Source organism: Corynebacterium sp. CCUG 71335 (assembly GCF_024454075.1).
In the GTDB taxonomy this organism is placed as follows: Bacteria; Actinomycetota; Actinomycetes; order Mycobacteriales; family Mycobacteriaceae; genus Corynebacterium; species Corynebacterium genitalium.
Genome location: NZ_JAGPYY010000015.1, coordinates 26,066 through 50,374 on the forward strand (window position 1 = coordinate 26,066; position 24,309 = coordinate 50,374).

The 24,309-nt window shown below is 61.5% G+C and carries 22 protein-coding genes and 1 pseudogene; 12 read left to right on the top strand and 11 right to left on the bottom strand.

Annotation, left to right across the window (positions count from 1 at the left end):
- Nucleotides 1–13 precede the first annotated feature (13 nt).
- From KBX19_RS10210 to KBX19_RS10220, 3 genes are all read left to right on the top strand, one after another.
- Nucleotides 14–967 (top strand): sulfite exporter TauE/SafE family protein, encoded by a 954-nt coding sequence (locus tag KBX19_RS10210; protein WP_255998857.1) that lies wholly within the window; start codon nt 14–16, stop codon nt 965–967.
- Nucleotides 968–1,202: 235 nt separating this feature from the next.
- Complete coding sequence (locus tag KBX19_RS10215; protein WP_005288227.1) at nt 1,203–1,658, top strand: GPP34 family phosphoprotein; 456 nt, start codon at nt 1,203–1,205, stop codon at nt 1,656–1,658.
- A 279-nt stretch (nt 1,659–1,937) separates the two neighbouring features.
- The gene (locus KBX19_RS10220; protein WP_255998821.1) at nt 1,938–2,618 is read left to right on the top strand and encodes a GPP34 family phosphoprotein; all 681 of its coding nucleotides are present in this window, start codon (nt 1,938–1,940) and stop codon (nt 2,616–2,618) included.
- A gap of 111 nt (nt 2,619–2,729) precedes the next feature.
- Here KBX19_RS10220 and KBX19_RS10225 read toward each other — a convergent pair whose 3' ends face one another.
- From KBX19_RS10225 to ribB, 3 genes are read right to left on the bottom strand one after another with little or no spacing between them, the layout of a single operon-like run.
- On the bottom strand, nt 2,730–4,832 hold the full coding sequence (locus KBX19_RS10225; RefSeq protein ID WP_255998822.1) for an MMPL family transporter: 2,103 nt from the start codon (nt 4,830–4,832) through the stop codon (nt 2,730–2,732).
- Between the two features lie 2 nt (nt 4,833–4,834).
- Complete coding sequence (locus KBX19_RS10230) at nt 4,835–6,076, bottom strand: lysophospholipid acyltransferase family protein (RefSeq protein ID WP_255998825.1); 1,242 nt, start codon at nt 6,074–6,076, stop codon at nt 4,835–4,837.
- Complete coding sequence (ribB, locus tag KBX19_RS10235) at nt 6,073–6,825, bottom strand: 3,4-dihydroxy-2-butanone-4-phosphate synthase (protein ID WP_005288240.1); 753 nt, start codon at nt 6,823–6,825, stop codon at nt 6,073–6,075. The genes KBX19_RS10230 and ribB overlap by 4 nt, the downstream gene beginning before the upstream one ends.
- Nucleotides 6,826–6,999: 174 nt before the next feature.
- Between ribB and KBX19_RS10240 the strand changes: the two genes are divergently transcribed.
- The 3 genes from KBX19_RS10240 (at nt 7,000) to KBX19_RS10250 (ending at nt 8,690) form a co-directional block, all read left to right on the top strand.
- Complete coding sequence (locus KBX19_RS10240) at nt 7,000–7,419, top strand: hypothetical protein (RefSeq protein ID WP_005288245.1); 420 nt, start codon at nt 7,000–7,002, stop codon at nt 7,417–7,419.
- A gap of 21 nt (nt 7,420–7,440) precedes the next feature.
- Entirely contained in the window at nt 7,441–7,929 is a 489-nt protein-coding gene (locus KBX19_RS10245; RefSeq protein ID WP_005288248.1) for a MarR family winged helix-turn-helix transcriptional regulator, read from the top strand.
- A gap of 83 nt (nt 7,930–8,012) precedes the next feature.
- Nucleotides 8,013–8,690 carry a GPP34 family phosphoprotein gene (locus tag KBX19_RS10250; RefSeq protein ID WP_005288251.1) on the top strand — a complete coding sequence of 226 codons (678 nt, stop codon included), beginning with the start codon at nt 8,013–8,015 and terminating at the stop codon, nt 8,688–8,690.
- Nucleotides 8,691–8,705: 15 nt separating this feature from the next.
- Here KBX19_RS10250 and KBX19_RS10255 read toward each other — a convergent pair whose 3' ends face one another.
- The 3 genes from KBX19_RS10255 to KBX19_RS10265 all read right to left on the bottom strand — a co-directional run bounded on the left by KBX19_RS10255 (nt 8,706) and on the right by KBX19_RS10265 (nt 11,877).
- Nucleotides 8,706–9,767: a biotin/lipoate A/B protein ligase family protein gene (locus KBX19_RS10255; protein WP_255998826.1), complete on the bottom strand. Its 1,062-nt coding sequence runs from the start codon at nt 9,765–9,767 to the stop codon at nt 8,706–8,708.
- Nucleotides 9,764–10,288, bottom strand: coding sequence for a type 1 glutamine amidotransferase domain-containing protein (locus KBX19_RS10260; RefSeq protein WP_255998828.1), 525 nt, complete (start codon nt 10,286–10,288; stop codon nt 9,764–9,766). Before KBX19_RS10260 ends, KBX19_RS10255 begins: the two co-directional genes overlap by 4 nt.
- A 68-nt stretch (nt 10,289–10,356) precedes the next feature.
- The gene (locus KBX19_RS10265; RefSeq protein WP_005288260.1) at nt 10,357–11,877 is read right to left on the bottom strand and encodes an AI-2E family transporter; all 1,521 of its coding nucleotides are present in this window, start codon (nt 11,875–11,877) and stop codon (nt 10,357–10,359) included.
- Nucleotides 11,878–12,171: 294 nt separating this feature from the next.
- Between KBX19_RS10265 and dnaK the strand changes: the two genes are divergently transcribed.
- The 4 genes from dnaK to KBX19_RS10285 all read left to right on the top strand — a co-directional run bounded on the left by dnaK (nt 12,172) and on the right by KBX19_RS10285 (nt 16,547).
- Nucleotides 12,172–14,037: a molecular chaperone DnaK gene (gene dnaK / locus KBX19_RS10270; RefSeq protein WP_005288264.1), complete on the top strand. Its 1,866-nt coding sequence runs from the start codon at nt 12,172–12,174 to the stop codon at nt 14,035–14,037.
- A 9-nt stretch (nt 14,038–14,046) separates the two neighbouring features.
- A complete protein-coding gene (gene grpE / locus KBX19_RS10275; RefSeq protein WP_255998831.1) occupies nt 14,047–14,787 on the top strand; it encodes a nucleotide exchange factor GrpE in 741 nt (246 codons plus the stop codon).
- Nucleotides 14,788–14,921: 134 nt separating this feature from the next.
- Complete coding sequence (gene dnaJ, locus KBX19_RS10280; protein WP_255998833.1) at nt 14,922–16,121, top strand: molecular chaperone DnaJ; 1,200 nt, start codon at nt 14,922–14,924, stop codon at nt 16,119–16,121.
- 24 nt (nt 16,122–16,145) lie between these two features.
- On the top strand, nt 16,146–16,547 hold the full coding sequence (locus KBX19_RS10285; RefSeq protein WP_255998860.1) for a heat shock protein transcriptional repressor HspR: 402 nt from the start codon (nt 16,146–16,148) through the stop codon (nt 16,545–16,547).
- Between the two features lie 605 nt (nt 16,548–17,152).
- Here KBX19_RS10285 and KBX19_RS10290 read toward each other — a convergent pair.
- The 3 genes from KBX19_RS10290 to KBX19_RS10300 are packed head-to-tail and all read right to left on the bottom strand — an operon-like array spanning nt 17,153 to nt 20,370.
- A complete protein-coding gene (locus KBX19_RS10290) occupies nt 17,153–18,904 on the bottom strand; it encodes a pyruvate dehydrogenase (RefSeq protein ID WP_005288276.1) in 1,752 nt (583 codons plus the stop codon).
- A gap of 47 nt (nt 18,905–18,951) precedes the next feature.
- Nucleotides 18,952–20,139 (bottom strand): alpha/beta hydrolase, encoded by a 1,188-nt coding sequence (locus KBX19_RS10295; protein ID WP_005288278.1) that lies wholly within the window; start codon nt 20,137–20,139, stop codon nt 18,952–18,954.
- Nucleotides 20,140–20,370 carry a hypothetical protein gene (locus KBX19_RS10300; protein ID WP_040423475.1) on the bottom strand — a complete coding sequence of 77 codons (231 nt, stop codon included), beginning with the start codon at nt 20,368–20,370 and terminating at the stop codon, nt 20,140–20,142.
- Between the two features lie 90 nt (nt 20,371–20,460).
- Here KBX19_RS10300 and KBX19_RS10305 point away from each other — a divergent pair, with 90 nt between their 5' ends.
- A complete protein-coding gene (locus tag KBX19_RS10305; RefSeq protein ID WP_255998843.1) occupies nt 20,461–21,252 on the top strand; it encodes a carbon-nitrogen hydrolase family protein in 792 nt (263 codons plus the stop codon).
- Here the strand turns inward: KBX19_RS10305 and KBX19_RS10310 are convergent.
- Nucleotides 21,249–22,169 carry a hypothetical protein gene (locus tag KBX19_RS10310; protein WP_255995138.1) on the bottom strand — a complete coding sequence of 307 codons (921 nt, stop codon included), beginning with the start codon at nt 22,167–22,169 and terminating at the stop codon, nt 21,249–21,251. The two genes, KBX19_RS10305 and KBX19_RS10310, sit on opposite strands and share 4 nt — an antisense overlap.
- A 73-nt stretch (nt 22,170–22,242) precedes the next feature.
- Here KBX19_RS10310 and KBX19_RS10315 point away from each other — a divergent pair.
- Nucleotides 22,243–23,631: pseudogene (locus KBX19_RS10315) on the top strand (sodium/glutamate symporter).
- On the opposite strand, the gene KBX19_RS10320 reads toward KBX19_RS10315, so the two are convergent.
- Nucleotides 23,628–24,116 (bottom strand): YafY family protein, encoded by a 489-nt coding sequence (locus KBX19_RS10320; protein ID WP_255998844.1) that lies wholly within the window; start codon nt 24,114–24,116, stop codon nt 23,628–23,630. The pseudogene KBX19_RS10315 and the gene KBX19_RS10320 sit on opposite strands and share 4 nt — an antisense overlap.
- Nucleotides 24,117–24,309 lie beyond the last annotated feature (193 nt).

Sequence of the window (24,309 nt, forward strand, 5' to 3'; positions counted from 1 at the left end):
CACCATGAACCGCATGATCACGCTCATACTCATCGCCATCGCCGGCTTAGCCGGCCAACTTGTGGACGGCGGCCTGGGCATGGGCTTCGGCGTCACATCGACGACGATCCTTGTCATGCTCGCAGGCCTGGGACCCGCGCAGGCCTCCGCGGTGGTGCACACAGCTGAGCTGGGTACAACACTCGTGTCCGGCATCAGCCACTGGAAATTCGGCAACGTCGACTGGCGCGTCGTAGCAGCTATCGGCATCCCTGGCTCCATCGGAGCGTTCGCCGGTGCGACTGTCCTGTCCAACCTGTCGACGGAGTCCGCGAAGCCGATCATGTCGCTCATTCTCGCGGCGATCGGCATCAACCTGGTCTACCGATTCTCCCGCGGACTGATCCGCAGGCAGGTGGTAGAGACCCCGCACTCGAAACCCTTCCTCGGATTCCTGGGTCTGTTCGGCGGATTTGTCGACGCCACCGGTGGCGGCGGCTGGGGCCCCGTCACCACCTCGACGCTGCTATCGGCTGGCCGCTCCGAGCCGCGCCGCATTGTCGGTACCGTCAACACTGCGGAGTTCTTCGTCACCGCGGCCGCGACCGCCGGCTTCGTGCTGGGAATGTGGGACGACCTGGTCACCCACCTCTCCGCGGTCGGTGCGCTGCTGCTCGGCGGCGTGATCGCTGCGCCGCTGGCCGCATGGCTGGTGACCAGGCTCAACCCGATCCTGCTCGGCGGCATCGTGGGCACCTTGATCGTCATGCTCAACCTGCCCGTCGTGCTCAAGGCCCTTGGTGTCGGGGCGACCGTGCTGGTGGTGGTGCGGGTGGTCGTCCTGGTTGTCGGCGTGGCACTGTCGATCCGCGGCTGGCGGCGCCACCGCGCGAACTGGCGTGCCGCTAACGAGAAGGAAGCAGCAATCGGCGCTGAGTCGGGTTCGGCCGAGGCGACGGAAACTCCGGCAGACTCGCACGTCCGGTAAAATATCTACATTTGAGGCATGCTGATCTCGGAGAGCGTCCTCCTCCTGGCCACCAACGACGAAGGCAAGCACGAGTCGGCTTTCCTGTGGAACGACATGCTGCTGCGCAGCGGTTTGCTTGCGGACTTGATGAGCCGCGGCCTTGCAACCATCACAGAGCGCAAGCTCCGAGACCCGATCGTCGCTCCGAGCGTGCCTGCGGCCCAAGTGGAGGATCCTGTCCTCCGTACTGCCGTTGAAGCCCTGGAGAAACGGTCGGGCAAAACGACTTACGGACGTCCTGTGGTCCGAATGGTTTGGCAAGCGCCAGGATGTCGCCCAACGACTGGTCGCCGAGGGGGTTCTGGAGGAGTCCGGCGGAGGCTTCCGTCTTTTCTCCCGGAACCAGTTCCCGACCCGCGATGGGATGCCGGAACTGCAGCTCCGCGGCCGCCTGGAGCAGATCCTTCGTGGTCAGGCGCAGCCGACGGAGCAGGATGCGACGCTCATCATGCTCCTCAATATCTACGACGCCATCCGCCCGCTCCTCAAAGAGGAGCTGCGCGGGATGAGGCGCACAGAACGCAAGCAAGCGATTGAAAACGCATCCGCCTCCGTCACATCCCCCGAGATCGCTCAGACGCTCAAAGCTGCGAAGAAGTGCGTGGAAATGGCTGCGGTCGGCGCGACGATGACCGTGTTCACCCCCTAAGTCGGACTGGGTGTGTTGGTGTTTTTTCGGGCAAGGCACCGCGCTCAATACATTTTTACTATCGCCTTCTGACGCCTCCGGTGAAATCCCGCCTGGGAAAACGTCGCATCGGTTCACTGAAAGGCGATACTGAAAATCTATTCCTGCCGAGCCCAGGGGACAGTAGCTTTGACCACACGACCGTGCTCCGCTGGTTCGGAGCTAACACGCAGCAAACTGCGATGATGCAGGGGACATTTTTCCGGGCGGGCCAGCTCCGAGTGTCCATATACTGAGGGCATGTTGATTTCGGAGCAAATACTACTTCTCTCCACGAACGACAAAGGTAAACACGAAACCTCAATGCTGTGGAACGACATGCTCCTCCGCAGCGGACTCATGGCCGATCTGGTTGGTTGGAAACTAGTCACGATCACTGACCGAACAATCCGCGACCCGAAGCTCACAGCTGCTGTTCCGTCGGCGCAGGTCGAGCATCCTGTGCTGCGACACGGCGTAGAGATGATTGAGAAGCGAAACAACAGGTCTACTTACGACATCATCGCGGATGACTGGTTCGCGAAGCGGAAAGATGTCGCACAGGGGCTCGTCGCGCAGGGTGTCCTCGAGGAAACAGACGGGGTTTTCAGTTTCCTCTCCCGAAATCAATTTCCTACTCGCGATGAGTCGGTGGAGCTGCAGCTCCGCGGCCGACTTGAGCAGATTCTCCGCGGCCAAGCAAACCCGACATTGCAAGAATCGATGCTCGTAGCGCTTCTCGACGCCTACGATGCCGTCCGCGCCCTCCTCAAGGAAGAGCTACGCGGAATGGGCCGCGGCGAAGTGAAGCAGGCAGTCAGAGATGTGGCGGCCTTGGTGACGGACCCGGATCTTGAGCTGGTGATCAAGGCAGCGAACAGTGCTGAAACATCGGTCACGGTCAACACGACAGTGATGATGGCTAACCAGGCCAGGAGATAGCGCAGGGGCTGACCGGACATCAAGGGAGTGTTCGGTCCAGCGCCAGCAAGTCCGCACAGGAGTCTTGTCTGCGTCCAATCGCTTACTCACTGCACTGCGCGAACTAAGCGTCTAGTTAGAGCTCGTTGATTGGGTTTTGCCCCATACCTTCTCACCTAGCAAAGCGAGCGTTGCCGGCAGGAGGATGGGTCGAACGATGAGTGCGTCCAAAGCGACGGCCATCGCCAGCCCAAGGCCCAGCTCTTGAATGATGCTGATTTCAGCCACCATGAATGAGAGGAAAACTCCAATCATGATGATCGCGGCGGAGATGATGAGACGGGATGTGTGCGCAACTCCCTCCGCGATGGCATCGCGATGGGTTGAGCCGGAAGCGAACTGCTCTTTCATTCGTGAAGCCATCAACACCATGTAATCCATACTCAGGCCAAATACGATCGCGAACACGACGATCGGCGTCACACTGTTGATCGCTTCACCAGTTACGGCTTTCCACAGCAAGGATAGGCAACCCATCGCTGCGGAGACAACGAGACCGTTGAGCACGACCGCGAGTGTGGCTAGTCGCCACGACCGGAAAGCCCATCCAAGGAGAAGCAGCGAAATCAAGAGGACGAAACCCACGATCCAGGGAATGGACTTTTGGACCAGTCGATCAAAGTCGTCGCCCTGCGCTGTGGCGCCTGAGACGAAGGTGTCGGGGTACTCGTCTGCCGCCTTCTTGATATCCGCAACCATCTCGTGGGCGGCGTCGGAATCCGGTAAGTCCGTAGACGTAATGACGACCCTCTTATAGGCGCGTCCCTCTTTCTCGGCGCTCAATGGGTAGGGGGAATACTGCTCTGCAGGTGTTCCCGACGCGAATACCTGATCGACGTGTGGAACCTCTTCAATGTCCGCGAGGAATTCCTCGACTTCTGCATTGAGTTCTTGGGCTGACTGGCCCTCCGTCCCGGCGAACGTAACCATAGTGGGAAACAGCTCGCGGGCGTTGAGCTCAGATTCAATGATTTCGATCCCCTCGCGTGAGTCCATTCCTGCTGGGAGAATGGACGAGCTTGCTACGGGAACCTGGAGTTTGATGCTCGCCAGAGGGGTAGCGGCGATGAGCAATGGCACGGCGATCAACACGACTGCAAGCAAGGGCGATTTGAGCGGGAGGCTCGAAGTGCGTTTCTCCTCATCTTCCGGAGCTCGCATTGTTTTCTCGTATCCAGGGAGTTTGCCGAAGAAGAATCGGTCTCCCAGCAGCATAATTGCAGCTGGCACAAGAGTTGCCAACGCCAAAAGCGCGATGGACGTGACCACGATGCCAGCCATGGCAATCGAGCTGAAAACCATATTCCGAGCGATGAACAGAGCACATAGAGCGGCGATGACGCTCAAGCCGCCAAAGCGGATGGAATGCCCTGCGGTGTTGGTTGCTCGCCGCAGAGCGTCATCAGGCGGATGTCCCGCGATAAGAAACTCCTTGTATCGAGCGATCAAGAACAAGCAGTAGTCCACCGAAACGGCCAAACCGATAAGGGAGGCTGCGGTGATGTACATGTTGGAAACATCGAGGAACGAAGCTAGCAGGGTTCCGATGCCTTGCGTTCCAATAAGGCAAGCGCCTGCAACCAGGAGTGTCACCAGCGTAGGACCGACAGCTCTGTAGATGAGCAGCAGAACCAAAATGAGAAGCGGGAAGGCGATGATCTCCGCGCGCAAGGCATCTTGCTGGGACTGGATGTTCAAGTCGTAGTCCAAAGCGGGGGCTCCAGTCACATGGCTCGTGACATCTTCTCCTTCCACTGCTGTCTCGACTCTGTCACGGAGGTCAGGGATCATGTTTTGAGTCGTCGTATTATCAGCCGCTACGCCGACTTGGAGGATTTGGGTTTTCCCTGAATCAGAAGACAATGAGGCGAGCGCACGCCCATCGATGACTGAGTCGATGTTCGGCAGAGTTTCTATACCCGTCGAGACGTTGTCTAGCACTTCTGAAGAGATGCTGCTGTCGGAGTTCAGGACGACAGTGAGTTGATTCGCGGGATCGCCGAAGGCATGCTCGTTCACCTCTTGGCCGACAAAGGACGTCCCGTTCTCGTCGTTGAAGCCTCCGGCTTTCACGGCACCGTTGAGCTGGAGTGCTCCAACTACCCCGAGCGCGGAAAGGAGCAACCACACTACGAGAATGAGCTTTGAGTACTTTTTTACGAAGCTTATGGGCATATTTAGTTTCTTTCCGATGCTGACTTAGCCGACGCAACCGCAGACGCGATCTTTTCTCGGCGGAGATCGCCACGCGGATCATCGGCGGGGATGCTGTCTTCTGCTTGGCGGTAAGCCTCTATTGCGGCGTCGATGTCTCCAATTTTGAGGAACGACTCTGCGAGCCCCACGTACGATTGAGAGGTCATCTTTCCTCCGCGGGACACCGCCCGTTGGAACTGAGAGCGCGCCAAATTCGCTCCACCACCGAGCCAACGTGGCAGTGTTAAGGCGCTTCTTCCAGCGAGGTAAGCAGAAAAATCATCAGATCCGTCTAGGTCTGAAAGTAGAAGAGCCCGCTGGTTAACGATCGCGGCGCGTGCTGCAGTGCCTGCCGATGTGTGTGAGTTGAGGGCCTTGAAACCGGATAACCGGGTCTGCTGAACGGGGAGACTGAGGTCGCGGCGGGATGTTTTACGCGCGATGCGCAACAGCAATTCGACCCGCCGAACTACCGCCGGAGGAAGGGTTCCCTGGGGAGTGAGGTTCTCCCGCACTATAGTTTGCGCCAGTTCCACCATGCGGCTCACCGCGGCACCACGATCGGCTCCATTCGGATTCTTGCTTCGATCCTTTAGCTCAGCGACGATGTCAAACGCTTGGTCGCGCATTTGACGGGCGTTTTCTCGCTCATCACCCACCTCTGGCTGGACCAACGGCTCGCCGATGGAAACGGAGAAGAGACGGCGCCGCGGTACAGAAGCGCCTTTTGGTAGAACCTCTGCAAGTCCGGTCATTCCGATGGGTACGACGGGTGTGTTGTTCGCTAATGCCATGCGAAACGCGCCGGATTTGAAGGGCAGGAGTCCTTCGCCCACGTTGCGTGTGCCTTCTGGATAGAGCACGAGAGTGCCGCCGTCCTCGAGAACGTCTTGTGCGCGACGAAATACTTCTTCTCCTGGTGCGTCACGGTCGACTGGATAACAGTTCATCGACTCGTGCCAAACACGCGAAAGAAACGATTCGAATGCCTCGGCTTTGGTGGGGAACCACTCCTCGCCTCCGCGAACTGAGTTTGCCAGGGTCTTCGTAACGAAGTGGTCCATGTAACTGGAGTGATTGGCTACAAAAATGACCGGTCCGGTGCGTGGAATATTTTCCAAACCCTCGATGAAGCCGACGTGGTTCAGGACGAAGTCGTGGATTCGCGGCGTAGAAACTCGGCGGACAGTTTGACCAAGAAAGCTTGAATTGTAGTTCTTCACTGTGCGTCGCCTTTCAGCGTCTCGGCGATGGGAGTTCCGTCGGGCTTCTGGTCAATTCGGACTCCTGCGCGTACTTGTTCGTTCCGGTAGTCGCGCATGCGCTCGATGGTCGAGATGGAGATCCCGCGCTCTTTGCACCACGGGACGAGTTGAGGGAGTCGAAGCATTTCACCGTCATCACCGATGATTTCGATGATGACGCCAACTGGAGAGAAACCAGCCATTGCGGCCAGATCGCTTCCGGCCTCTGTGTGGCCGACTCGGGTGAGAACCCCGCCTTCGCGAGCGATGAGGGGGAAGATGTGCCCTGGACGGTGAAAGTCATTCTCGTTACCCCCGTTAGCCAGGAGCTGGACCGTTCGCGCTCTATCAGAGGCTGAAATACCTGTAGTGACCCCGTAGTCACCGGTCGCATCGCAAGAGACAGAGAATGCCGTGCCGAAATCGTCCTCGTTGGTTTTCACCATGGGGTGCAGATTCAACCGTTGTGCATGGTTTGCAGGCATTGGCACGCACAGCAATCCTCTGCCCTGCGTAATCATGAAGTTGATGGCCTCTGGAGTAGCAGCTTCAGCGGCCATGATCAGATCGCCTTCGTTCTCGCGGTCTTCGTCGTCGACAAGGACCACCATCTTGCCCGCCGCGACGTCGGAAACGATTTTCTCAATCGGGCTGAGTTCGGTTTCTGCGAAAAGGCGCTCGTCAGTCTTGTTGACGGATGCCTGTTCTTCGTGTGTTTGGAGCATCATGTTCCTTTCCAGTCTTAGATGTGGCAACATGCATGTTGCAACACGGAATGTAACCAGACGGGAAAACGTAGATCAACTTCTCTGAACTGGGAATTTATTTGAAGTGGAAGTCGACCAGGCAGGGGGAAATAAATTTACTTGACCAAAGCACGTGTCTTGGATAATGTCGGTGACATGTCATTTAAAACCGAAAATAGTGCCGCCGTGACGATTCATGCCGGTGAGCGCGCCATTCTTGGGGTCGTGACAGACTTGGAACGCCTGCCCTCGTGGAATCCTGCTTTCAGCTTCGTGAGCCCGCCTCGTGCCGACGGTTCGCACGCGCTCACGGTGCAAAAAGTATTGAACGGTACGATCGTGGCCGCCGCGTCTGAGACTTCAACGGGCCACGTTGTCGACTTTGAAATTGATATTCCGGGTCTGCGCGAACATTCGTCTTTTCTGCTTGAATCCCAGTTGGATGGAACGACACGGGTTACTCATCGGATTAGGCAAGCCGGGACTCTGTCGGCCGTGATTGGGCAGCGAGAGGCGGCGTTGGTGCCCGGTAAGCGGTTAGCGCGATTGGCGCGTTTCCTCGAGACTGAAAGCTGACAACACGAGGGAAGGAATGACATGCCGTTAGAGCTATTCACTCATCCTGAGGAATTCCGTTATCTCATTCTCGCGCTCCAGCGCCAGGGGAGCCGACGGCTCAATCGGCTCTTCTCTGAGGTGGGTTTGACTCACTCCCAGGCGGAGGTCGTGGAAGTGCTAGGCGTTCATGGCCCAATTAGCACGAAAGAAGTTGGCCAGTATCTTGTCTGTGAATCCGGTAGCCCTAGCCGTTTGCTCGACGCGCTTGTTAGGAAAGGAATATCTGTCTCAGCACAGTCGACCGAGGACAAGCGTCTGACGCTTCATGCTCTCTCACCCAAAGGGCGTGAGCTTCTCACTCAGATCAAAGAGAAGAAAGTCGAGTTCGAATCCCAGTTAGCGGCCGAACTGCGAGCAGTGTCAGAGGCTCACGGGGGATCGGTGATCGAGGAACTTGTTGCACTTGTGTCGGATCCAGAGCTCAAGGGGGCTCTGCAGCGACGTTTTCCGCACCTCTATCACCCGTGATGCGAGGGAATGCGGCTTGTTGTTTACCGATTGCCGGATAGACTGGGGCGAGTTATATATCGACCATAGAAGGACTTTCCACCATGCTCGTCAGCGAAGCCCTCTTCCTGCTGCTCTCGGACAAATCCGCCCACGTCGAGGTGGGGGTGAGCCACCAGCGCGTGGCGTTGAACGGCGCGTTGCTGTGCGATCTGGTCGCAACCGGGCTGGTCGATGTGCATGCCGGTAAGAGCCCGAGCGTCTCGCTTGTCAACGGCGCCGTTGCCCGCTCCGAAGGTCACCCCGCCCTCGCTCACGGTGTGGCCCGTGTGGAGAAGAAGGGGCACCCGAGCGTGTACTCGCTGCTCAATTCCCGGAAGTTCGCCAAGAAGGAAGCCATTGCCCAGCGACTCATTGAAGAGGGTGTGCTCGACGAGGAGCGCGCGGGATTCTTGGGCCTGCACTGGCAGCGCTTCCCGGAAAAGGATGAGACCATCGAGAAGGCCATGCGCCAGCGCTACCGCGACATTTTCCTGGGCAAGGAGGAGCCGCGCCCGGAGGAAGCAATGGTCATTCTTCTGCTGAAGAACACCGGCGAGCTGCGCCGCCAGTTCCTCGGCGAAATCGAGGGCATTCCATTCAATGACCTGCGTATGCGGGTGAAGCAGATCGATCGACAGGTGCTGGACGCAGGCACCTTCGAGAATGTCGACGGAATCAACACGGTGCTGCTATCGGTCGCCAGCGCCGCCGCTGTGGAAGAAGCGGCGGCATCTAGCTAACCGTAGTAGCGCCAGCTACGGGACGCGGTGCGTCCACTCCTCGGTGCTGAACTTGGTGTCCACGAGGTGCTGGGCTGCGGCCAAATCATCGTCGCTAAGCGCGCCGACCTCTGCGGGGTAGCGCGCTATGAACGTGTCCATGAGCGCCTGGATGACGTCCTGGCGCGGGACACCTGTCTGGCGGCGCAGCGGGTCAACACGCTTGGCGGCGGACTGCACGCCCTTAGACGACAGTTTCACCTTGCCCACGCGCAGGACATCCATCATCTTGTCGGCGTTGATGTCGTAAGACATCGTCGTGTGGTGCAGGATCGCGCCAGGGATGCGCTTTTGCGCAGCACCGCCGATCTTGCCGCCGTCGGAGGTGATGTCGTTGATCGGCACGTACCAAGCGTTCACGCCGAGCGACTGCAGCCCGGCCAGGACCCATGCATCGAGGTACTGGTAGCTGTCCACGTAGGACAGGCCGCGCACGATGTCGTCGGGCAGGTACATGGAGTAGGTGACGCAGTTGCCGCCCTCCATGAACATCGCCCCGCCGCCGGAGATGCGGCGCACAGGCACGATGCCGTGCTTCTCAATGCCCTCTGGATCCAACTCGTTCTGGAAGGACTGGTAGGAACCGAAGACAACAGCCTTGTCCTCCCATTCCCAAAAACGCAGGATCGGGCCCTTGCGCCCAGCAGCGACCTCTTCGAGCAGGTACTGGTCCAGCGCCACGTTGATTGGGGTGGGCAAAACGGGGGAGTGGATGACCGTCCACTCGTAGTCGGTGAGGTCTTTGGCGTCGAGGACCGCGCGCCGAGTGACGATGGCCACATCCTTCGTGGAAAAACCGTGGAGCGCGAGGTCATCGAAGCGAGAAAGCTCTGTGTCAAGGCGTTTGCACAGATCGTCGGCGGTCTCGGTGACTGATGCGCCGACGAGCGCGCGGTTGATCGCGTCGTACGCCTCCTCCGGCTCGAGGAAGAAATCGCCGGAGATGCGCGCATCCGTGATCGTCGTGCCGTCTTCTTGGACGTCCGCGACGACGAGCTTGCCTCCGGCGACCTTCACCTCAAAGTGGTGGGAGGTCACTTAGCGAACTCCTCGATGATGGCCTTGTTGAAAGCAGGGAGGTCATCGGGGGTGCGCGAAGAGACGATGCGCTTATCGACGACTACCTCTTCATCAACCCACGTCGCCCCAGCGTTCGACAGGTCGGTCTTGAGGGAAGGGTAAGAGGTCATGCGCACACCGGAGACAGCTTCTGCGTCGGTGAGGATCCAGCCGCCGTGGCAGATCACGCCGACGGGCTTGCCGGCCTGGGTGAACTCGCGGACGAGCTTCACAGCAGCCTCGTCCGTGCGGATCTGGTCAGCGTTGGAGGTGCCACCCGGCAGCAGCAGTGCGTCGTAATCGGCTGCGTTGGCCTCGGAGGTAGTCAGGTCGACAGAGACCTCGGTGCCGTTCTTGCCCTCGATGGAGCCGGACTCGGTGGACACGACTACGGTGGTCGCGCCTGCCTCGTGCACGGCATCGCGCGGGCTGGTCAGCTCAGAGTCTTCAAAGTTGTTGGTGGAAAGGATGGCAATGGTCTTGTTCTCCAGAGTGCTCATGCCAATCCAGGGTATAGAAAAAGGCCAGCCCGGGGGCTGGCCTTTCAGGGGAAGCGCGGATAAGCAGTTTAAACGTCGTCGCTATCGAGGTCGCGCTTGCGCCCCTTGTCGGACGAGACGGCTTCCTTGGACAGGGCGCGGGATTCGCCCGGCGTCTCCTCGTCGTAGGTCTTCATCGTATCGTGCGGGACCTTGGTGGAGCCGAGCTTGCCCGCTTCCTCGTCGAGCTGGGTCTGGCCCTTGCGGCGACCGAGGGAGCGCATGCGGTCGCGCACAGCCAGGTAGGCTTCGCGGGAATCCAGCGTTTGGGATTGCTGGGTGGCTATCTGTATGTCATCGGCTGTGATCTCTCCGCTGCGGAGCGACACCATCTCAGCCCAGTAGCGGAACCAGACGGCCACGACAGCAGCCACCGGGACAGCCAAGAATGCGCCGATGATGCCGAAGACCGTACCGCCGACGGCGACAGCCAAGAGAACAATCGCCGCGTGCAGGCCCATCGCCTGGGACTGCAGCACCGGCTGGAGCACGTTGCCCTCCAGCTGCTGGACCAGGATGACCAGCGCAAGCACGAGAAGCGCCTTAGTCACGCCGCCGGAGACCAGGGCAACAACGACCGCTAGGGCACCGGCAGTGAACGCACCGATGATCGGGATGAAGCCACCGAAGAAGGTGATCACAGCCAGCACCGGCGCCAGCGGAACGCCCAGCAGGACCAGGCCCAGGCCGATGAAAATAGCGTCCACCAGGGACACGATTGCCTGGGTGCGGATGAAGCCGGACAGGGTGTTCCAGGAGCGCATGAGCACCTCAGTCAGGTGCCAGCCAGCCTTCACGCCGGTGTACTTGCGCAGCCACGGCAGGAAGCGGTCACCGTCCTTAAGGAAGAAGAAGGTGAGCACCAGCATCAGTGCCAACGTCGTACCGATGGAAGCAACCGCGCCCACACCCGTGACCACCCCGGACGCGATGTTGGAGGCTTGGCCGCGGACGAAGTCGCCCGCCTGGCTGATGGCCTGCTCAATCTGGCTGGTGTCCACGTCGAACGGGGCGGAGGTTTCCACCCAGTCCAGGATGCGCTGGACACCCTCTTCGGCCTGGTGGTAGAGCTCCACCGACTGCGTCTTGATCGTCGGGGCCATTGCGGCGAACAGGCCGCCGATCGCGCCGAAGAAAGCGAGCAGAACGATGAAGACGGCCAGCGCGCCGGGCACCTTGTGGTTGCGCAGCCAGCGGACAGGCGGCCACAACACCGTGCAGAAGATCAGCGCGAGCAACAGCGGCAGTACGCCGACCCACACGAAGCCGATGATCTTGAACAGGAATGCCGTCGCAATGACGACGACAATGAAACGCAGCGCCCACGCCGCCGCCGACTTGCCGTCGCTGGCGATGACCTGGCCGCGGTCGATCGGCTCGTGGGACATCTCCAGTGCCGCGTCGGCGGGAGTGGGGAGGGTCTTCGGCTCCTCAAGCGAGTCGAGGAGGGTGTCGGCGAAATCCCCACCGGTGTTCTTGCCGGTGGTGCCGTCCTTGTTCGAATTATTCACGCCTGTGCATTCTGCCAGAGTGGGCGATTTTGTCCACATCGAATGTGGGCGGATTCCGTAACGGTTCGGCGACAGTCATGATGCACCAGCGTTCACCGGGTGTGGGGGAGGTGGCGTCGACAAGCGCGCGTGATCAGCGGGAACGAAGAAAGTTGAGCGAACCGGGAACAACTTTGTGTGGCTGCAGGTTGTGGAGATTGAGTGAGTCAAGCTCAACTCTTCGCAGCGGTGTCACGCTCGAGTGGTACAGTGGCCCGCAGAAGTTGAGCGACGAGCAATCAACTCACAGAAAAACACTGATAAACGCACCTTGACACAGGAGGACATCACACAATGGGACGCGCAGTAGGTATTGACCTCGGTACGACGAACTCGGTCGTTTCCGTTCTTGAGGGCGGCGAGCCCGTCGTTATCGCGAACGCTGAGGGGTCGCGCACCACTCCGTCGGTCGTCGCTTTTGCGAAGAACGGCGAGATTCTCGTCGGCCAGTCCGCAAAGAACCAGGCCGTGACCAACGTTGACCGCACCATCCGCTCGGTGAAGCGCCACATGGGCGACAACGACTGGAACGTTGACATCGACGATAAGAAGTACACCCCGCAGGAAATCTCCGCCCGCACGCTGATGAAGCTCAAGCGTGATGCGGAGGCATACCTGGGTGACGAGGTCACTGATGCCGTCATTACCGTTCCGGCCTACTTCGAGGACGCACAGCGCCAGGCCACCAAGGAGGCCGGCCAGATCGCAGGCCTGAACGTGCTGCGCATCGTCAACGAGCCGACCGCGGCTGCTCTCGCTTACGGCCTGGAGAAGGCTGACACCGAGCAGACCATCCTCGTGTTCGACCTGGGTGGCGGTACCTTCGACGTCTCCCTGCTGGAGATCGGCGACGGTGTCGTCGAGGTGCTGGCTACCGCCGGCGACAACGAGCTCGGTGGTGATGACTGGGATCAGCGCATCGTCGATTGGCTCGTGGAGAAGTTCAAGGCTCAGCACAGCATCGACCTGACCAAGGACAAGATGGCTCTGCAGCGTCTGCGCGAGGCTGCTGAGAAGGCGAAGATTGAGCTGTCGTCCGCTCAACAGGCATCCATCAACCTGCCGTACATCACGGTTGACGCTGACAAGAACCCGCTGTTCCTGGATGAGAATCTCACCCGCACCGAGTTCCAAAAAATCACCTCTGACCTGCTTGACCGCACCAAGGAGCCGTTCAACCAGGTGATCAAGGACGCTTCCATGTCCGTCGGCGACATCGACCAGGTCGTCCTCGTCGGTGGTTCCACCCGTATGCCGGCTGTGTCCGCCCTGGTTGAGGAGCTCACCGGCAACGTGCCGAACAAGTCCGTCAACCCGGACGAGGTCGTGGCCCTCGGCGCTGCCCTGCAGGCTGGTGTCCTGCGCGGCGACGTCAAGGACGTGCTGCTTCTCGACGTCACCCCGCTCTCCCTCGGCATTGAGACCAAGGGCGGCGTGATGACCAAGCTGATCGAGCGCAACACCACCATCCCTCACAAGAAGTCCGAGACCTTCACCACCGCTGAAGACAACCAGCCGTCGGTGCAGATTCAGGTCTTCCAGGGTGAGCGCGAGATGGCGTCGGCCAACAAGCTGCTCGGCTCCTTCGAGCTCGGCGGCATCGCTCCGGCACCGCGCGGTGTTCCGCAGATCGAGGTCACCTTCGACATCGACGCCAACGGCATCGTCTCCGTGTCCGCCAAGGACAAGGGCACCGGCAAGGAGAACACGATCAAGATCCAGGAAGGCTCCGGCCTGTCCCAGGACGAGATCGACCGGATGATCAAGGACGCGGAGGCTCACGCTGACGAGGACAAGGCTCGCCGCGAGGAGCAGGAGACCCGCAACAACGCGGAGTCCATGGCCTACCAGACCCGCAAGTTCCTGGACGAGAACTCCGACAAGATCTCCGAGGACATCCGCACCAAGGTCACCGCAGCTGCCGATGAGGTCGACGAAGCGCTCAAGGGCGAGGACATCGACGCCATCAAGACAGCCGTGGAGAAGCTGTCCACCGAGTCCCAGGAGATGGGCAAGGCCATCTACGAGGCTGACGCTAACGCCGGTGCTACCCAGGCAGGCGCTGCGCCGGAGGCTGACGACAACGTTGTCGACGCTGAGGTTGTCGAAGAGGACGACGCTGACAACACCGACAACGCTGACGACTCCCGGAACAACTAAGGAGCAACCATGACGAACCCGCACGAGCAGATGCCCGACAACCCGGGTGCGCCCGAAGCGACCGACGAGGAGTACATCTCCCCGGACCAGACCGAAACCTTGGCTGAAGAAGCGGCTGAGGCTGAGGCCCTGGATTCCGAGGACCCCCTCGCCGACCCGGCGGTAGACAAGGAAATCGACGAGGCATTCGCCGAAGGTGAAGGCATTGACCGTGAGGTCAACCGCGACGTCGACGGCGACGGCACCGTCAGCGACTTGGAGCTCCAGCTCGCCGAGCGCACGGAGGACCTCCAGCGCGTGAGCGCCGAGTACGCCAACTACCGCCGCCGCACCGACCGCGAGCGCGCACAAATCGCTGACACCGCCAAAGCCAAGGTCGTCGCGCAGCTGCTTCCGCTTATCGACGATCTCGAGCTCGCAAAACAGCACGGCGACCTGGCCGAAGGACCCCTGAAGGCGTTCAGCGACAACCTCCGCGGCGTGCTGGACAGCCAGAACGTGCAGGGTTTCGGTGCCGAGGGCGACGCCTTCGACCCGGAGATCCACGAAGCTGTGCAGGACCTGTCCACCGGCGACACGAAGGTCATCGGGACGGTGCTGCGCAAGGGCTACAAGATCGGCGACAAGCTGATCCGCAACGCGATGGTCATCATCGCTGACCCGGCTGAGGGGGCTGGCCCTGATTCGGCTGGCTCCGCCGATGAGGCTGGTCCGGCTGGCTCGCCTGGCACGGACGGTCCGACGGAATAGTTGGGTGATGCGGCCGGAGGGGAAGCGTCGACAAGCGAAAAGCTTCCCCCTGGCCGCTTCTTTATTTAGTAACGAATTTATTGAGCGAAACTACACTTAGAAAGTAAACCTCTGAGACGAAAGGAGGGGTGCACATGGCTATGCAGCAAGAATGGGCCAACAAGGACTATTACGGCGACCTGGGGCTGAGCAAGTCCGCCTCCGCGGCCGACATTAAAAAGGCCTACCGCAAACTCGCCCGGGAGTACCACCCGGACTCCAACCCCGGCAACAAGGCGGCCGAAGACAAGTTCAAGCGGGTGGCCGAAGCGTACGACGTCATCGGCGACGACGCGAAACGCAAAGAGTACGACGAATTCAAAAGGATGATGGACTCCGGAGGCTTCATGCGCTTCGGGGGGAAAGGAGGCTCGGGTTTCCCGGGTGGGTTTCGCAGCGCGGAACAAGACTTCACCACATCAGACTTCGGATTCGGCGAAGCGTTTGGACAGGGCGGAGGATTTTCTGCGGAAGGCGGTCTTGGTGACCTCTTCGGTGGCCTCTTTAACCGCGGCGGCGGCGCTGGCAGGGGTGCTCGGCCGACGCGGGGGGCCGACGTCGAAACGCAAATAGAACTCGACTTCCGCGAAGCCGTCAAAGGCACCACCATCCCCGTCGAGCTGACTGGTGAAGCGCCGTGCACCGACTGTCACGGCTCAGGGTCGAAGACCGGCAAAACCTCCACGTGCCCGGACTGCTCTGGCACCGGGTTTGTCAGCGAGCAGAAGGGCGCGTTCGGGATGTCCCGGCCGTGCACCCGCTGCGGCGGCACCGGCCAGGCCGTCGAGGACCCGTGCCCGACATGCGGCGGCACCGGCACCACCCACCGGACCAGGTCAATCACCGTGCGGATTCCCGCCGGCGTGATCGACGGCCAAAAGGTCCGCCTGGCCGGCCAAGGCGAGGCAGGACCGAACGGTACCCCGGCCGGCGACCTCTTCGTCTACGTCACCGTCCACCCCGACAAAGTGTTCACCCGCAACGGCGACGACCTCGCAGTCACCGTGCCGGTTAGCTTCTCCGAGCTGGCGCTTGGCGGCACCGTCACCGTGCCGACCCTGGACAACCCCGTCAAGGTCAAAGTGCCGGCCGGCACACCCAACGGCCGCACCCTGCGCGTGAAAGGCCGCGGCGTGCCCAAGAAATCCGGTAACGCCGGCGACCTCATGGTCACCGTCGAAGTCACCGTGCCGAAGAACCTCGACGCCACCGCCTCCAGCGCCCTGCGCGCCTACGCCCAGGCCGAAAAGGACTCCGGCTTCAACCCCCGCGCGGGCTGGGCCGGAGCCGTATAGGAAAGGAGGTGACGCACAGTGCCAATGGATGAGGAATACTACGTCATCTCCGTGGCCGCCGAACTGACCGGAATGCACGCCCAAACCCTGCGCACCTACGACAGGATGGGGCTGGTCACCCCGATGCGCACCTCCGGCGGTGGGCGCCGCTACTCCGAACGTGACATCAACCGGCTACGGACCATTCAGCGTTTGTCCCAGGAAGAGGGCGTGAACCTCGCGGGCATCAAGACCATCATCAGCCTCAGCGAGCGTATCGACGAGCTCGAGGACGAGAACGCCGAGCTCAAACAGCTCCTGGCCAAGGAGAAGAGCGACAAACGCCGCGGCGGCGAACTCGTCCACGTGCCCCGCTCCACGGCAGTGGTCGCCTGGTCGCGCAATACCCGCCGGAGTAGGTCTTCGTCGACCCAGCAACGGCAATAGCGGTCGGGGATGTGGCTGGGGCTGGGGCCGCGGCTGGGGGACTTTGCCCCCTCAGCAGTCCCAGCGGTCCCCATTGGCCCCTGTGCCCGCAATTGTGGGATGCGGGGGCCTTTTGCGGTCTTGTCTCGGGTTCGTCTTGGGTTCGATTGAGGGCCGCTTGGGTCGCGGTTGTGCAAAAGATAACAAACCCGATTCCTGTCTAGAGCTGTCTGTGCAGTTAGAGAGCTTTTCGGGGGGTAAATCGAATTCGAGTTTGTCATCTTTTGCACAAGGCCCCGTGCGATCGCTCGATCGGGCCTAGCCCGTGCCCAACTTGGACCTAGCTCGGACCTAGCCCGGGCCACGCTGCCCGGCGTGCGCAATAGTTTACGTGCCGGGTTCACTAAAATTGTGTTTGTGCAGGTGGGCGAGCCAGAGGTCTGTAAATCGAAATCGAGTTTGTCAACTTTTCCGCACGTGAACCCCAAGGGGCGCACTAAACCCACACGCGCACCGCAATTGGCGCACGCCGCACGCGCACCCTAGGCACTCGCGCGGGGCCGCCTCAGAACCCAAAAAGAGGGCCAGCCACAAGGCTGACCCTCTCCGAGAACTAGCTCACCAAGCTAGAACTCGATCGCTGCCGCACCCTTGATGTTGCGGAGGTTAGAGCGTGCGAGCTCGACCATGTTGCCGATGCCACCGTCGAGAACGGTCTTGACTGCGGACTCGGTGAAGCCCTTGATCATGGCCCAGTCGAAGTTGGGCGGCAGGGACAGGGCGTCGGGGTCGGTGACGATGTCGACCAGCACCGGGCCGTCGTGGGCGAGGGCCTTCTTCAGGGTCTTCTCCAGGTCCTGCGGCTTTTCTACGCGGAAGGAGGTGATGCCCACGGCGGAGGCGATGTCGGCGTAGTTGACGCCGTCGTGGTCGGTCTGGAATTCCTTCAGGCCGGCGACCATCATCTCGAGCTTGACCATGCCCAGGGACGAGTTGTTGAACACCATCATCTTGACCGGCAGCTCGTGCTGTTTGACGGTGATGAGCTCGGACAGCAGCATCGAGACGCCGCCGTCACCGGAGAAGGTGATCACCTGGCGGTCACGGTCGGCGGCCTGAGCGCCGATGGCTTGCGGCACAGCATTGGCCATGGTGCCGTGGCGGAAGGATGCGAGCTCATCCTTCTTGCCGTTCGGGGTGATGTAGCGGGCGGCCCAGACGTTGCACATGCCGGTGTCGACGGTGAAGAGGGCGTCTTCGTCGGCAAGTTCGTCGATGAGGTTGGCGGCGTACTCGGGGTGGATCGGGGTGGCCTTGTCGTTCGGGCCGTAGTTGTCGATCACGTTCTCGAGCAGGCGCGCGTGCTCCTTGAGCATCTTGTCCAGGAACGTGCGGTCCTTCTTCTCCTCGATGTGGGGGAGGATGTTCTCGATGACGCTCTTGACGTCGCCGACAACGGGGTACTGCACCTTGGTGCGGCGGCCCATGTTCTCGGCCTTGATGTCGATCTGGGCCACGTTGCCGGTGGGTAGCCAGTCGTTGTAGGGGAAGTCGGTGCCCACCAGGATGAGCAGGTCGGCTTCGTGGGATGCGTCGTAGCACGCGCCGTAGCCGAGCAGGCCGTTCATGCCTACGTCGAACGGGTTGTCGTACTGGATGTGCATCTTGCCGCCGAAGGAGTGGCCGATGGGAGCCTTGACCTTCTCGGCGAGCTGGAGGACTTCTTCGCGGGCGTTTTTGACGCCGACGCCGCAGAAGAGGGTCACGGTGTCTGCGTCGTTAATAGCTTGGACCAGCGCTGCAGCTTCGCCGGAGTCCGGGAAAACGCGCTTGTCGGTGCCGCGTGCGATGGTGGATTCGAGCAGCGGCACGTCGGCTGCGTCCTGGCTAGCGATGTCGCCGGGCATGACGAAGACGGATACGCCGTTGCCCGCCATCGTGGACTGGATCGCGTGGTGCAGGATGCGCGCGCCCTGGGCGGCGGAGTTAGCCATCTCGCAGTAGCCGGAGCACTCCTGGAAGATCTTCTCCGGGTGGGTTTCCTGGAAGAATTTGGAGCCGATCTCCTGGCTGGGGATGTGGGACGCAATGGCGAGCACCTTGTTGCCGTTGCGGTGAGAGTCATAAAGGCCCTGGATAAGGTGAGTGTTGCCCGGGCCGCAGGAGGCGGCACATACAGCGAGCTCGCCGGTCACGGAGGACTCAGCGCCGGCTGCGAATGCGGCAGCTTCCTCGTTGCGGACGTGAATCCACTCGATGTTGCTCTCCGCGACCGCGTCCGAGACGGGGTTGAGCGAGTCGCCGACAATGCCGTAAATGCGCTTAACGCCGTTCTTTTCTAGCGTTTCCACGATCTGGTGCGCGAAATCTTTAGCCATAAAAAATTCCTTTCATTTTGTAGCACCACCACCGTACGCTTTTTCGCTTATCGACGCGCCATCCGCCCCAGCCCCTCCAGCATCTCCGCGTCCGTGAAGTAATCGGTATGGGAACCGCGCACCCCGTTCAGTTGGTCGGCACCAAAGATGGGGCTCGCGGGGTTGTAGCCGTGCACGGCGCTGAACGGCCCGCGGAGAGCCCGGATCGGATCGGTGGGGGAGTCCACAACTGTGACCTGCGGATCATCGCCCACAAGCGTCAGTTCGTTGGCGTTGCGCGCCGGGACTCCGGGCGAACCGGCGAGGACCAGGTCATCGGCGAACAGCCCGTGGTCCATTGCGGCGCGGGTGGCCACGACTGATCCGTAGCTGTGGCCGATGACGATCTTGTGGGCGTCGGGGAAGCGTTCGTCGATAGCCATCTGGAACATGGCCAGGTCGTCGGCTCCGGCGCGCGCGGCTGACGGGTCAATTCCGGAGGGAACGTCCGGCGGCGGGGCGTACCCCTGCCAGACGATGACGGCGCCGCCGGTCGCGTCGGCCACGTTCTGGGCTTCCTCGAGAGCGCGGGGAAGCTTCTCCGGGGTTCCGGAGGACACGCCCGAGACCATGGTGGTCACGGAGCTGGGGTCAATGAGGTCCCCCGCGCCGCCGTCGCCAACATCGCTCCGCGGCCCGACCATGACGGTGTACCCGCCGGGGCCTGCTTCAAGGAGAAGGCCGTCCGCATCCTCGATTGCTTCCCGGACGGATGCGGGGGCGGTGCCCATGTTCCGCGCGCTGATATCGTTCAGCGACTCCCCGGGATGGAAAGCCAGACGGTCCAGGTCAGCTTCGTGCTCTAAGAGACACGCCCCGGAGATCGCGGAGGCGCAGGCCTGGTCGAGCATCCGGGCGGCCAGGGCGAGGCTAACGACGGCGGCGCGGTGGGCCGCCATGGCGGGAGGCGGAACGATCGCTGTCCGCAGGGCCTCGTTCGCGAGGTCGAGGGCGGCCTGCGCTGTGGCGGCATCCTCCAAGATCCCGGCCACAGTATTCATCTGCTCGGCGGGCCCATCGAAGGCGCGCCCGAGATCAGCCAGGCGGCCCAGGCCGGCGTCGGCGGCCGGTCCGGCGAAGCCGGTGGAGGAGAGGGAGGTGAGGTGGTGGGAGGTGTCGTCGATACGCGATAGGGCGCTCGTGCGCGCGGACCGCAAGCTGGACGCGGCGGCGGTGAGTTCTGATGTGACCAGCATTTATCCTCCGAAGACCGTGTCGTCGACGTGGACGGCGTCGGCGACGAAGCTGTGCAGTTCGCCGTCGTGGGCGTGGAGGGCCTCGTCGCGGCGGCGCAGCGCGGCCTGGAGGGAGTCATGCGCGCGGGCGAGTGCGGTCGCGGTGAGGCTGGGAGTGGCCAGTCCGTCCATCGTGGGTGCGGACCATTCGGACAGGTAGGGGAGGTTACGTGGCGTTTCGATGTAGCTCATGGCCCTAGCCAAAACCATCCGCAAACTAGGTGCAACAAGGCCCCGTTTTGCCTGTGGAATTCGGCGAGAATTACACATACGCTGGGGCGCATGCGTATCGGACTCGTGCAAATCACCACTTCCGACGACAAGGCGGACAACCTCCGGCTGGCGTCCGAAAAGATCCGCGAAGCGGCGGACAAAGGTGCGACACTCATCGTCTGCCCGGAGGCGACTTCGCAGGCGTTCGACTCCGGTCGCCTGGACACGCAGGCCGAGGAGCTTGACGGGCCGTTTGCGACGGGGTTGCGCGAGCTTGCTCGCGAGCTCGGCGTCACCATCGTCGCCGGCATGTTCCGCCCCGCCGACAGCCAGGGCGAGATCAACCGCGTCTACAACACCGCGCTGATCACCGGAAACGGGCTGCATGAGGGGTACGACAAGATCCACACCTTCGACACCGCGCAGTACCAAGAGTCCAAAACTGTCCGCCCCGGCACCGACCTGCACACCTTCACCCATGAGGGCGTGACGGTGGGCGTGGCCATTTGCTTCGACATCCGCTACCCCGAGCAGTTCAAGCAGCTCGCCCGCGAAGGCGCCAAGGTCATCGTCGTGCCCACCAGCTGGGCCGACGGCGAAAATAAGGTCGAGCAGTGGAACATTCTTTCCCGGGCCCGTGCACTGGATGCAGGGGTATTCATCATGGCCCCAGACCAGGCCCGGCCGGGTGGTTCCGCCGAAGCAGGAAAAAATTCCGGGCCGACCGGCGTGGGGCACTCGATGGCGGTCGCACCCGACGGCCGCATCCTTGCGGAGGGCGGATACGAGCCCGAGGTCATCGTCGTCGACATCGACCCCGACGAGGCCGCCAAGCAGCAGGAAGCGCTGCCGCTCCTTTAAAACAGTGTCAGGCTGAGCCAGTCCGTCTTTTCTGCGAGGGAGCGGATGCCGGGCTCGTTGGCACCGATGGCGTCGACAAGCAGATTGACACTCATCTGCTGCTTTTCGACGTCCTCAGCCATCCTCCCCACCAGCTCAAACACCGCCGCACGCGCCCCCGGCAACCTCTCGCCCGTGCCGTCGACGGTGAAGGTCACACCTAACGCGCCGGCGGGCAGGGTGAGGTCTATGGCGTCGCCGCGCGGCTCGCCGAAAGTCCAGTACTCGCCGATGCCCGGCACGCGAATCGGGCCAGCTTGGCCGCCGTCCCGGAGATTCGGAAGCAGGAAGAAGACGAGCTGACCGTAATCGTTCGGAGGAACGGCGGGAACGAGTTCCTCCCACTGCTGCTGAAGAGCATCAGCTGCCCCGCTCACCGCTGGGCCAGCGTTCGGCCGCAGGACTGGTAGCGACTGGCCGGAAAGGTAATCGACCGGGGCAGGAGCCTCAAGATAGACAGCGCAGCCCGGCATGCCCGAGCCGTTGATCTCCGGCGGGATGAATAGGGGCAACACGCCCGTGACCTCCGCGGCCGTCGCCGGCGGAATGCCGTCCACATCCGCCCGGCGGGCCACCGCTGCCATGCCGATCAACCTGCCGCGGGCGCGGTCGAGCAGCTCGCGCTCGTCGGCCTCTGTCATCCGTCCCGGAAGCTGCCCTGCCAGCGCCAGCGCGCGGGAGAGGGCTTGCTCCATCTCGTCGGCCAATGCCTCGTAATCCTCCGGGGTAACACCGAGGCGCCGCCGGTCCAAGGCAGTGTCTTCGACGGAGGGTGTGGGGGAGGGGGTGAATAAAACGTCGATAAGCGTGCGTGCTTCAGGCACCTGCGTGAGCTGGGCGTCCAGCTCTTCCCGTGCCATGTGATCAAGCTCGGCCATGCAACAAACACTAGTATGTCCGGGCTGCACGCTAAGCTAACCGGGATAGCACAATTCGTGAAAGGTCCGGCACATGGAATTCACACCTTACGACATGCTGCTTGACGTCGGATGGATTTCCCTCCTTCTTATCGTCGGCAACGTCCTGCGCCAGCGAATCCGCATGCTCCAGCAGCTGCTGCTGCCGGCCCCGATCACAGCCGGTTTGCTCGGACTGGTTCTTGGGCCGGAGGTGCTCGGGTGGATCAACTTCTCCGAGAACGTCGGCACCTACACCACTATCCTCATCGCCGTCGTGTTCGCGTCGATGGCGTACTCGATGGACCTCGGCGGGTCCGTGGCCAAGGGCGCGCGCAACATGTGGGCGTTTTCCACCACCATGTTCATGTTCCAGTGGGGCCTGTTCGTGCTGCTCGGCCTCTACCTGTTCAAGCCGATGTTCGGCACTGAAGACTGGTTCGGCATGATGCTGCCGGTCGGTTTCGTCGGCGGCTTTGGTACTGCGGCGGCTGTGGGGTCCTCGCTGGAGGACATCGGTGTGGAAGGCGCATCCTCGCTCGGTTTCACCGCCGCGACTGTGGGTACGCTTGTCGCCATCGTCGGTGGTGTCATCGTGGCCAACTGGGGCATTCGCGCCGGCAAGACGACCGAGCTGCAGGGCGAACTGCCGGAAGACCTCCGCTCCGGCTACATCGAGAACGAAGATGAGCGCCCATCCATCGGTAAAGCCACGACCAACCCGTCGTCGATCGAGCCGCTCGCGTTGCACGCCGGATTCATCGTGTTCACCGTGCTCATTGCCTAGGTGCTCAACGACGCAATCAAGGCCCAATGGCCCAACGTCTCCATTCCCTTGTTCGCCCTGTCGTTCGTCATCGGCTTGATTGGCCGCCTTGGTCTGCGCTTGGTGCGCCGCCCGAACTACCTGGACAAAGACACCGTCAGCGCGATCTCCGGTGCTGCGACCGACTACATGATCGCGTTCGGTATCGCCTCCATCGTGCCCGCAGCGCTGGCGGACTACTGGCAGGCGCTTGTCCTGCTTTTCGTTCTCGGTGTGGCGTTTTGCCTGTTCTACCTGCTGGTCATGGCACCGCTCTACTTCGGCGAGCACTGGATCGAGCGCGGCCTCTTCGGCTGGGGCTGGGCAACTGCCGCCGTGGCCACAGGTATCGCCCTGCTCAAGATGGTCGACCCGAAGCTGAGGTCCGGCACCTTGAATGAATACGGCGTGGCCTACGTCGGGTTCGGCCCCTTCGAAATCGGCATGACCATTCTCGCGCCGATCGCAGTCATCGCCTCCTTCACCGGGGCGTTCGGGTGGGTCGCCACCGCGATCGCCGCGGGCATTCTGGTCATGAGCTTCGTCCTCAAATGGGCCCCCGCGAAGAAATACGCCGACGATCAATCGGGCGCGGGGTCCGGCGGTTCAGGCAGCACACGGATTAAGAACGCGATCTAACCCCCGCTTTTCGACGCTTTCGCCCCCACCCTCATCTGATAACCCTCTCCGTACTTTTTGAGGAGGGGCATCCGCAGCGACTCGAGGAACGCTTCGGGGAGAAGCTTCCTGATGCGCTCTTCGAGGTCATTAGCCCGTTCGGCATATTCGTCCTCCGGGTACCTGATGTAGGCAAGACCTGCCAGGATCGTTTCCATTTCATCCTCGCTGAAGATGAGGGGAGGGATAGCATCGACGCTCTTGAGCTGGTACCCGCCGTAGAATCCGGGGCGGCCCTCGACCTCGAATCCCAACGCGCCGAGTTCTCCGATGTACCTGCGCAGCGTGCGATCGTTGACACCGATCCGCTCCGCAAGCTCGCTACCTGTGAATGTTTGCCTGGTTTGCAAAAGCGCGAGCAACATCGCGCCTCGTAGAAACGGTGGGCACTTGGGGCGACCTTCAAAGATCGATCCAACGTCCTTCGCTTCGGCCTTGTTTGTCATGGCCTGTTTCCCCCTCTTTTGTCTCCCACGATCCACACAGCCCCACGGCCGTGGTTGCCGCGATGAATCTGCCGTTAGGTTAGTTTGGTGGATATGTGCTCGCCAGCGGTTGTGGGCATGACTGACCGCATCGTTGGTGTTTTTATGTCTTGAGCAGCGATTTTGGTGCTGCTAGAACCAGGGCATAAAAGCC